This is a genomic window from Burkholderia alba, assembly GCF_034721475.1.
In the GTDB taxonomy this organism is placed as follows: Bacteria; Pseudomonadota; Gammaproteobacteria; order Burkholderiales; family Burkholderiaceae; genus Burkholderia; species Burkholderia alba.
In genome coordinates this window covers 110098-121130 of the sequence record NZ_JAWJWL010000020.1, presented here as the reverse complement: position 1 = coordinate 121130, position 11033 = coordinate 110098, and the positions used below count along the sequence as shown (strand labels likewise).

The following is an 11033-nucleotide window of genomic DNA, read 5'->3' as shown; positions in this document are numbered from 1 at the left end:
GGGAACGGAACTTCATGAACGGCCTCCCAGCAAGTCGTCGATCAACTGCAGCAGCGGGTCGCCCAGCGCCTCGTCGTCCGTGAGCGCCCGCAGCACGGGCGGGCGCCGCAGCGCCTGCGAGCGCAGCGCGTCGGCCCGGCGCGCGTGCGGGATCACCTTCGGCAGCGTCGGCGTGCCGTCGCCGGGGTCCAGCAGGTAGGTGCGCGCCACGTCGAAAAGCGTGGCCTTGTGCAACAGCGCGGGGGCGACGTCGGGATGCCGCGGGGCGGCGAGCCGTGCCAGCGCCGGATCGCCGGGCAGCCGGCTCAGCAGCGCGCGTTGCGCCTGATCCGCGAACTGCGAGCGCATGAGGCCGCGACGCCAGTCGAACATCGCACGGGCAAACGCCGCGTCCGACAGCCCCAGCAGCCGGCCGATCTGCCACGCGACCGCATAGCTCTGGTCGAACAGGCCCGTCGCCGGGTCATAGCGAATCAACGTGTCGCTGACCCGGGCGGGCGCGACGGCGGCCGGATTGGTCGGCGCCGGCGACAGCGGTCCGCGATACCACGAGGTGGTTTCCTCGCCGGCGCGGGTATTGTTGACGAGCGGCACGAAACCGATGTCGAACGCGGTCTGCGCGTCCGGGTTGCCCACGTCGGCCGCGTGCGGATACGCGAGCATGCCGATACCGCCGGGCCGCGACAGGTTGCGCATCAGGCCGCTGAAACTCCCGACGCCCGGGCTCGCGCGAAAGCCCCAGCTCGCGAGCACGCAGAGCCGCAGTTGCGGCGCCGCGCCGGCGTGGCCGGGCGGCGCGGCGCCGGCCGCGGCGTAAGCGGGCAATTGCGCGCCCCACCCTTCGAGCGATACCAGCAACGCGGTATAGATCGTCTCCGTCGCCGACTGGGCCGGTATCAGCCGATTGCCGATCACCACCGAGAACGTGCCGTCCGCCGTGATGCCGAGCTCTTCCTTGTTGCCCGTGTTCACCTTGCGCGCATGGCACAGCAGCGGGACTTCCTGCAGCGTCGGCGCGAGCGCGGCAAACAGCGCGGCGGGCAGATCGATGACGTTGCACAGGCTCTCGGCCTCGCCGGGCAGCAGCGTGGCCGGGTCGATGGCGGGACCTTGCACGCCGTTGGCCGGATGCAGCAACTGGGAAACCGGCACGGACGTCGCGCCGGCGCCCGCCAGCTCCGCGTCGGTGAGCAGCAGCAGCGCGAGCCACGGCGTCTCGCCCCCGGCACCCGGCAGCGGGCGTTCCCAGGGCAAGGTCGCGCGATTCAGCACGATGTGCGGCATCACGTCTGCGAAATTGCCGCTCTGCGACGCGGGCGGGTACACGGACTGCACGCTGTCGGCGGGCAGCGTGAACCGCGGGCCGGACACCTTGAATGCCTGCTTGCCTTGGTAGACCGGCGGAGCGCCGCTCGTCACCCCGACCACCTGCTGCTGCCACGCAAGCTGATAATCGCCTGCCGTCAGCGGCGGCCGGCACGACTGGATGAACGCGATCTGCCCGGGCTGCAGTTCGCCTTCGACGTAGACGGGGATGTCGTTGCCCATGCTCATGAAGCGGTCTCCTCGATGTCGGCGGACACCCTGTGAATGGCGACGCGGCTCGACGGCGCGACCGTGCCGCCAAGACGCACGCCGTAACTGGCGGCCTGCACGGGCGCGAAGCCGACCGCCTCCGGCGCATCGGGGAGGCCGAGCACGGCCAGCACCTGAAGGCCGTCGCGATCGTGCGTGCGCACCACGGCTTGCGCCGCGCCGTCGCCGACGGCATAGACGAGCAGCATGCCCTGCGCGAGCGAACGGGTCGCCGCCGGACGGACCTCGTCCCCGCCGATCGACAGCACGGCCCGCGACGCCGCGTCGACATCCTCGCCGCCGCCCACCAGCACCGCGATGCTGCTCAGCCCCGCCGGCAGCACGGTGTCGAACCAGCCCGCCGCGATGCCCGCCTCCGTGCGCACCCGGTTGTGCGCGGCGAGATCCGCCACGCTCAGCTCGGTCAGGCGCGCACGCAGCGATCGCGCGAGGTCGTAACGCGGCGCGGCTTGCGGATGCACGCGATAGCCGTCGCCGATGAAGGTGTCGAATCCCGCCCGCGCGAGCCACGCGCCGCCATCCCACCCCACGGTCTCCCGCGAGCCGACGGACGTCCCCTGGAACAGCACGGTGGCCGTGCCGTCCGGAGCCGGATGCGGCGCACCGTCATCCAGCAGCCATTCGCCCAGCAGCGCATCGTTGGCGGCGAGGCACACGGCGCGCACGGGCAGCGCGCCCTGGCGTGCAAGCGCGATGCGCTCGCGCGGATCGACCGCGCAGGCGAACACCGTGCCCTCGTTCAAGCGCAGGGTCAGTGCGTCGTCGTCCTGCCGGGCCACACCGAAACCGTGCGTCAACGCATCGGGCGCCGCGGCCAGGGCCTTGGGATCGAAGCGCCGGCCGCCCGTCATCGCGCGCGCGACGTGGAACGCCTGCGCGTCGCGAGGCGCGGCGGCGAGCGGCATCCGGTAGCGGCGCAACCCGCCCAGCACACGCATCGCTTCACGCGGCGCGGGTTCGTCCGCGGGCCGGACGGCACCGGACACGACCTGCGCCGGCATGTTCCAGCCGGGTTTCGCCGCCAGCGTTTCGGTCAGGCGCGCCAGCGTCGGCGGCGCCTGGAACAGCGCCCACCCCAGCGCGGCGATCACGGAGAGGTTCGGCGTCGACACGACGGGCATGCCCTGCTCCTGCAGCACGGTCATGATGCCGTTGCGCGCGGACACCACCGCCGGCTGCATGATGCTGTTCATCATTCTCGCGAGCGCGTTCGACTGATCCATCGGCGCGGCGGGGCTGTAGCTCGGCCCGCTGCCGAACGGCAGCCAGTCGGGCGGCAGCAGCGTGAAGCTGAACACTGCGTCGAGGTCCATCGGGCCGATCACGTTCTGCTCGACATCGGCGACGGCCGACAGCATCACGCCGTTCACCGTGTCGTTGAGCAACTGCTCGCCCGCGGGCGACGGCGCCGCCGGATCGAATGCCTGACCGCCCCACAGCGCCGCGGGCGCGCTGCCCTGCTGCGCGCTGACGCTAAATCCCGCCACCGGCAGCGTGACGACCTTGCCGCCGGCGTCGAGCACGCTCACCTTCAACGGCGTGGTCACGCTCAGCCGCGAACACGGCTGCACGCCCATCTGCGGCCCGGCGGGCAACGCGTCGCCGCCCCAGTTCTCGACGCTCGATTGCGTGGCGGGAATCGCCGTCTCCACGCTGATCGAGAAAGGCAGACTCTGCAGCACCCAGGTTTCGTCGTCGAGCGTCGACAGCAGCCCGGCCAGCGCCTGCGACTTGATGGGCACCGGCGGCTCGCCGGCGCCGGACGCCGCGTGCGCGCCGCCGCCCGCCATCGCGGGAGATTCCGCCGGCGGGAGAAACGCGGTGGCGAAGCTCGCCCAGTCGAGCGTGGCGGTATCGTCGCCGCCGCCGCTGCCGATCGGGATGGTGAACGAGATGACGAACCAGTGCACCCGGCAATAGCCGTGCACGGGCGGCCCTTCCAGATGCAGCGTGCAGCCGAGACTGATCGACAGCGTGATCGATACGCCCAGGATGGTGGTTTCGAACGCGGCGCCGACATCCACGTAGATGTCCACCGCGAACCAGAACGGCTGCCAGGCGATCAGGAAATCGGCGCCGGCATTCAGCCACGCGCGCAGCGGGCCGGCATGGAACTGCACGCTCAGATAGCCGCCCGCCATCACCGAGGACGGCGTCAACGCGAAGTACGCGCCGCCGGCGACGCTCACCGACCCGGTCACGGGCCAGTTGAAGCCCAGCCGCGGCGGTACCGGATACCACTTGGGCGGCGAGAAGACCGGGTTGTAGCCGCCCAGCGTGACGACGAAGTCGCCGCGCCGGGGACCGTCGGCGACGGGCGGCGGATTGAACCACAGATACGATGCGAAGCCGCCCGTGAGCCGGCATGCCTTCGCGAACAGGAACGAGTTCGGCGTGAGCTGGGCCTCCGCGTAAAACACACCGTCGTCGGGCTTGAACGCCACGACGAGGCCCAGCTCCATGTAGACGATCGCCGCCGAGCGCGGCACCTTGGGCGGCAACGCCGCCGCGGTCACGCCGACCAGGTCGATCTCGAAGCTGCGGCCGAACTTGACGAACAGCAGCGCGAAGGTATCGAGCAACTGGAACGAACTGAAACGCAGGCCCGCCGCCACCCAGTAGCGCCCGAGCGACGGCGCGACCACCTTGGCGAGCACCTGCAGCGCGCTCTCCGGCGTCGGGTCCGCGCCGAACGTGCCGGCGCTGAGCGCGCCCTGGACCAGCGGAAACTGCTGGATCTCGCCCACCGCCGGAATCGTGATGTCGCGGTTGTAGCCGAAGCCGAACGCCAGCCCCTCGATGAAGAACGGCGGCGGCCCGCCGAGCGGAATGTTCAGGTTGGCGAACGCGAACAGCGACGGCGTCGTGCCGCCGCCGGTCGGCAGCTCGGCATAGGCGCCCAACGCGACCAGGGAAAAGCCGGCGGTTTTCACCACCAACTGGCCGGTATAGCTGAGCATCGGCACGGTGGTCTTGAGCAGCCCGCCGCCGATATCCACGCCGCCGCCGTTGAAACTCGCGTTGAGCCCGCGCAGATCGAGCCGATAGCGGTCGAAGTCGGTCGGGTCGGTCACCGGGATGCCGACGTCGAGGTCGATCACGTCGAGCTGGAGGCCGGCGAGCTTGACCGATCCGTCGAACAGCAGGTCGAGGATCTTCTCCGCCTGCTGCCAGCCCGCGCCGATGCTATTGACGTACAGCGGGCCGAAGCTGCGCTGCACCGGCACCACCACCTGCCGGGACGGCTGGCCCTGCGCGTCGTAGAGCTGCACCCACAGTCCGCCCTTCGCGGGCGACACCTGGCGGCCGTAGGCGGCCGTGGCGGAGAACGCGGGACTGACCGGCGGATTGGACGCGTCGGGCGATTCCTGGCTGCCGCTGCCGAGGAGATTCTGCGCGACCGGATTCGCGCCGCGACCGCCGGCATTGGGCACGAGCGACGGCGCGATCTGCTCGAGCAAAACGGCGCCGCCGTAATGGGTCACCACGCCGGATTGCGCGAAGTCGAAGGTCACGAGGCCGCGCGGTCCGACCGACTTCATCTTGAATCGCGCCAGGTTCACGAGCGGGTTGGCGTCGCTTCCGGCGAAATCGACGCCCACGTTGACGAGCTGCAGGCGGAGCCGGTCGAAGCGCGGCGTCGCGGCGTCGATCGGCACGAACACGCCGATGCCCGGCGGCAGCTGGTCGGCGTCCAGACCGGTCTCGGCAATCCAGTCGCCGTCGTTTGCGCCCAGCTGCAGCTTGAACATCGGCACGCTCGACTTGAGAACCAGGTCGGGCAGCTGAAGGACCAGACCGTAGTTGCCGGCCGTGCCGGGCTGCGGCCCGATCCACAGCCCGCCCGTCTGGTTCAGCGTGAGCACCTTGATCCGGGTGGCCAGCAGCGTGGTAAGGAGGCCCGCGAGGAATTCGCTCACCGACAGCGCGCGCAGCGCGTCGAAGCTGTTGAGCACGTACTGGTTCTTCTCCAGCAGCAGCACCTGGCTGCCGACCAGCACCTGGCCGGCGCTCGGTCCCTGGCCGCCGGGGAACAGCGGCGTGCCGAGCCACTTGGCCACGACCGGCGTGTTGAGCACCACCATCGACACGTAGCGCGGCACCACATTGACGAGAATCGCCAGCGCCCACTGCCCCGCGGCCGCCGCGATCGCGTGCGCGTCCGTCAGGCCGAACGGCTTCGGCAGCAGCGCGCGCGACAGCGGGCTGGGCTGCGCGCCGCCGCCCATCGGATCGACGCTCAGCGAAAAGCGCATCGACGCGGTGTCGAAGGCGATGCCGAGCGCCGGCCCCTGCGCGCCTTCGATCGGCGCGCACAGCGACGCCTGCAACTGGAACAACGGCGCGCCGCCCGCCGGCGTACCGTCGGCATTGAACGGCAGGCTCAGGCCGCTGCGCCCGATCCGCAGCTTCACGAGCGGAATGTCGGGCGGATCGAGCTCGACCCACAGACCCAGCCGGCCCGGCGTGCCGCGCGTATCGAGGCCCGCGAGCAGCGTGACGGGCAAGCGCGACGACGGCTGGTAGGCCAGCAGGTCGCCCTGCTGGCTCACGCCGGCCACGAGGCCCTGCAGCAGCGTCGTGACCGCGCCGATGGTCTTGTCCGCCTGCGCGGCGGAAAGCCGATCGCCGAGCCATGCCAGCGCCTGGACGGGCACCTGGGCCGGCTCGGTCACGTTCACCAGCCGAGTCAGCAGCGCCTTGACGTCGAGCGAGACGCCCGCCGCGCGCAAGCGCCGCGCGAAGTCGGCGGCACCGCCCGTGGCGAGGGCGTCCAGCAGCGCGCCGGTCAATTGCTCGACCAGCAACGGCACCGCTTGCTGGATCGCGGCGGCGACGAGCGTCTGCCAGCCGGGGAACGGCAGCACGACGAACGCGGGCGCGTCGCCGCCCGCGCCGAACGACAGCAGGAACCCACGGTCGTAGCCGCCGATCACCGACAGCCGCCGGGCCCCGACCTGGCCGGACACTGTCACGCCCGCGGTGAATCCGGGCTGGAACGACGGATCGAGCGACAGCGCGAACTGCAGCGCATCGATGCGCGCGCTGTCCACGCTCAGATCCAGCGGCGCGCTCAACAGCGGCTTCACGATGAAGCGCTCGGCCTGCGTGTCGGCAATGAAATCGATCGCGACGTTGTACGGCAGCCCGGTCACGCGAATACCCTGCGCCACCGGCTCCACCCTGACGCCGGCAGCCGAACCCGCGGCGGGGATCAGGGCCAGCACCTTGGCGACCTGCGCGATGTTGAGCTGGCCGTTCAGTCCCACCACCGCGTCGTTGAGCAGCCAGCGCAGCGGCTGCTCGAACAAGCCGAGCGGCGACTTCAGGTACCAGCGCCCGTCCGCGTCCCGCCAGGCCAGCCCGAACGCGCTGAACGCGGCCTGCGCGAACGGATACGGATTGAGCAGCAGCGGCTCCACCACGCCGGTGACGAAGGTCCCCAGCGCGTAAGCCGGCGCCACCTTCGACAGGCTCGTCACGAAGCGGTCGGTATCGAACGGCCAGAACTGCACCGGCAGCGGCGCCGGCAGACCGTCGCCGCCGAACGTCGCGAAGGCACTGAAGCGCGGCGCCGTGGCGCCGCCGCCGAGCGGGTAGTCGAGCTGGGTCGAGAGGCCGAGTCCGACCGGCGTCAGGCGGGCGCCGAACGCGGTTTCCAGCGCGCCGGTGAGGAAGTCGAAGCTCGCGACGCCGGACAGCGCGAGTATGCCGCCCACCATCACGGGCGCCGTCTCCGCGATTTCGAGACTCAATTGATTGCCGTTCTTCACCGACAGCGTGAAGGGTCCGTACGCCACTCGATCGAGATTGCTGTGCCATTCGCTCAGCAGCGCCGCGAGCGTGACCTTGTCGTTCCACAGCGCGGCGAAAAGCTGCGGCAGCGTTTGCGCGGGTCGCGCGAGCAACGGCAGCCATGCCGACGGAACGGGCGCATAGCCGGTGCCGGCATCGGTGAGCAGGCCGAGCGCATGTCCCAGCGCGAGCAGGCTCGCGGGCGCGGCCGGCGGCGTGATGCCGAGGAGGCGCCACCACAGTTCGAACAGCTGCTGGCGCGGCGTCGGGCCGCCGCGCAGGCTGGGCGCCGCGTCGTCCGACAGCAGCCGCAGCAGGCCCTGACAGAGAAAATCGAGCGGATCGGACACCAGCGCGTTGAAACCGCCGGCGTTGATGCCCGTGATGCGGCCGGTATCGGCCTCCACTTGCATCAGGCCGAGACGCGTGAGCAAGTCCAGCACGGTCTCGAAGACCGGGTTGGCGCCGAACTGCCGCAGCACCGCGCCGACCGCGAGGTTGAGCTGGCCGCCGAACGCGTCCAGCAGGCTCGGCGCATCGCCGGTGGCGGGCAGCGACAGCGTGCTCGCGGGCAGATAGCCCGTGAATTTCACGTCGGTCAGCGTGATGAGCGGCTGCAGGACGAAGCGCCCCTGCTGCCATCCGAGCGTACAGCCGACGCTCAGACTGCCGAGCGTGCCGATGCCCGACGGATCGTCGATCAACGGCCCGGCCGCGCCGGTGAAGACCGCCGACAGCACCGCGCCGGGCAGCATCGATCTGGCCGGAGCCGGGCTGTGCCCCAGCGCATACTCGACGAGATTGCCCGCGAGCGTCACCGTGCAGACCGTCTGGCCGACCGTGGATGCGATGCCGCGCACGGCGCCCAGCCCGACGGTGGATGCGGCGGGATCGATCCATACGCCGAGATCGAACGGCAGCGGCAGGCCGATCGGCACGCGGAACGGCGCGGCGTAGGTGCCGGCGCCCGCGATGTCCGGCGCGCGCGGCGCGGAAGACGCGGCCCAGGCGACGAGGCCGAGCGCGGCCCGTGCCTTGTCGGTGCTGCCGAACACGCCTGCCAGTTGCGCCTCGATGTCGCCGAGCGGATCGTTGAAATTGACGGGCGCAAGCGTCGGCATCGTGGCGGGCCAGGTCACGCCCGGCGGCATCTGCGCCGCCAGATCGGGCAGCAGGCCGAGGATGCCGGTCAGCGCCAGCCCGCCGCGGGTGCCGCTGCGGCAAGCGGCCACGCCGAGCAGGCGGGTCAGCAGCGGCGCGAAAGTCGCGGCCGCCCGGGTCACCAGATCCTGCAACGCGCTCGCCGCCGTGAACACCATGTCGCTGCCGACCGGCATCGACGTGCCGTCGACGATCACCGCCGGCTGGCCGACCCGCATATCCCAGATCCAGCCCTGCGCGCGCGTCCAGCGCGCCGAAAAACCGCTGCCGGCGACGCGCAGCTGGGCACCCGCCACCGCGGGCGTCGTATAGCCGTCGGGCAGCGAGAACGCGCCGGCGAGCGCGGGCAGCACCTGCGCGCCGGCCAGGCGCGCGCCACCCGCCGCGACCTCCAGCCGCAGCAGTTCTAGCGTCACCGCCAGCGTCACCGCCGGGCCGCCCGCAATCTCCAGCTTGGGGGTGAGCGCGAGTCCGAGCACGAGATCGCCCGCGAGCGTCCCGTCGGCGGCGGGCGTCGCATAGGCAAGCAGCGACACGGGCGTGCTGGACAGCGGCGCGAGCCAGGGATCGTCCGGCGTGCCGCTGCCCGTTACCGTCGCGTCCCCCGACTGCGCGAGCAGGCTCGCGAACGTCTGCACGATGTACTGGAACGCGGGCTTGCCGTCGACCTCGTTCGAGCCGAACAGCAGCTTCGCGTAATAGGCGCCGAGCGCGCCCGCCGGATCGGCGTAGGACGCGGCGATACCCTTGGCGCTGAACGGCGGTGCGAGCGTATCCGGCCACGTCACCGTCCCGTCGGCCGGCGGCGTCACGCCGGCGAGCGCCGCGGCATAGCCGCCGAAGCTCGCCGCCGTGCTGCCGAACAGTTCGGTGAACGCCCCGGCGATCAGCGAGTACACCTCGGTGATCAGCTGATCCACCAGCTTGCCGGGTTGCAACAGATCGAGCTGATCGAAACTGCCGTTCGGCGTGCTCACGCCGAGCAGCTGGAAGCGCGGCAGGATCACCGGGCCGGCAGCGTCCACGCCCAGGCCAACGCCCGCCACGAGCGCGCCGAAAACATAGTTCTTGCCGCCGACGCTGCCGGAAAACAGCGGCGTTCCGGCTTTCGGTCCGTCGAGGCGCAAGCCCGCATCGAAACGGAGCTGAGGCGTGACGGCGGGCCGGTTCGCCGACAGCGCGAACGCGCCCAGTTCCAGCGTGCCGCCGAAGCCGAGCCGCGCCGCGTCGCCCAGCGCCACGGATTCGGATTGCACGGACAGGCCGGGATAGAACGTGCGCAAGCCCTGCGCGTCGACGACCGTCGCCGCCGTGAGGTTCAGCGCGCCGATGCCGTCGAGACGAACGAGCGGCAGCGTATAAGGCTCGTCGCGCGCGCCGCTGCCCGTCACGTCGGCGGGCTCCTTGCCGATCAGGCCCGCCACGTAGCCGAGCCATGTGCGGCCCAGCGCCGGATCGGAGAACAGCGACGCGAACCACGTCATGAAAGGCTGGGCCGGATCGCCGCCGGACACCGCCTGCTGCACCACGGTATCCCAGCGCAGCAGCGGCAGCAGGGGCGACTGTTCGGCGCCGGTCGTCGCCCTGGGCGACAGGCCGAGCACCGGCAGCAGATAGCGCGCCTGCGGCGCGTCGCCGATCACGTCGGTCAGGGCGATCACGCCGAGCGTGGCGATGGTGCTGATCAGCTCGATCGAGGTGATCGCCTGCAGATCGGCCAGCGTATAGTCGCGCGGCTCGACGGCGGTAGGCAGCTTCAGCTGCTGCACCAGCACCGCGATGTCGACCGACGGCGCCGCCATGTCGATGCTCGCGGTGATCTTGCCGCCGCTGAACGACAGTCCGTCCTGATCGACGATCTTGCCGTCGCCCGTGGCCCCCACCGCGATGCCCGTTTGCAGCGGGTAGCCCGGCTGCCCGAGCGTGAGCGTGAACTCGCCCTTGCCGAGCTTCAGCAGCGGCAACCTGCCCCACAGCGACACGTCGATGCTCGCGGGGCCGCTCGGCATGGCCGATGCCGCGAACGTCGTGACGTACATCACGCCGAGGCCGAATACCTGCGCGCCGGACGCGTCGGGCTCGGTCACCAGATACACGCCCGTCGGCTTGCCGGTGGACGGATTGTTGATCGGCATCCATTGCCCGAGGCTGCCGGGGTTCCTGACCGGCAACCCCAGCGCATGGCCGCCCACCTGCCCCAGCAGTTGCGCCAGCAAGGCGGCCAGATCCCCGCCGCCGTCCCGGAACGCCTTGCCGATGTTGCCCACCGGATCTTCGAACCACGTGGCGTTCAGCGCATAGACAGGCCCGTCCCCGGCGGGGATCAGCAGTCCGACCGCGAGACCGAGCGCGGCCACGGTGGAGTCGAGGCGCTCGCCGTTGATCAGGATGGGCGTGGCCGATGGATTCAACAGTTCAGGACTGACTGGCTGGTTCATGCCGCTGGACTCCTGTACGAAAGAACGTCGCGGACGCACCGC

General features: G+C 71.0%; 2 protein-coding genes. Both read right to left on the bottom strand.

Annotated elements, in window-relative coordinates; translation table 11 throughout:
- Positions 1 to 12: 12 nt before the first annotated feature.
- Positions 13 to 1554, bottom strand: coding sequence for a hypothetical protein (locus RZR99_RS22450; protein ID WP_323121967.1), 1542 nt, complete (start codon positions 1552 to 1554; stop codon positions 13 to 15).
- On the bottom strand, positions 1551 to 10991 hold the full coding sequence (locus RZR99_RS22445) for a DUF6603 domain-containing protein (protein ID WP_323121966.1): 9441 nt from the start codon (positions 10989 to 10991) through the stop codon (positions 1551 to 1553). The genes RZR99_RS22450 and RZR99_RS22445 overlap by 4 nt, the downstream gene beginning before the upstream one ends.
- Positions 10992 to 11033: the final 42 nt, after the last annotated feature.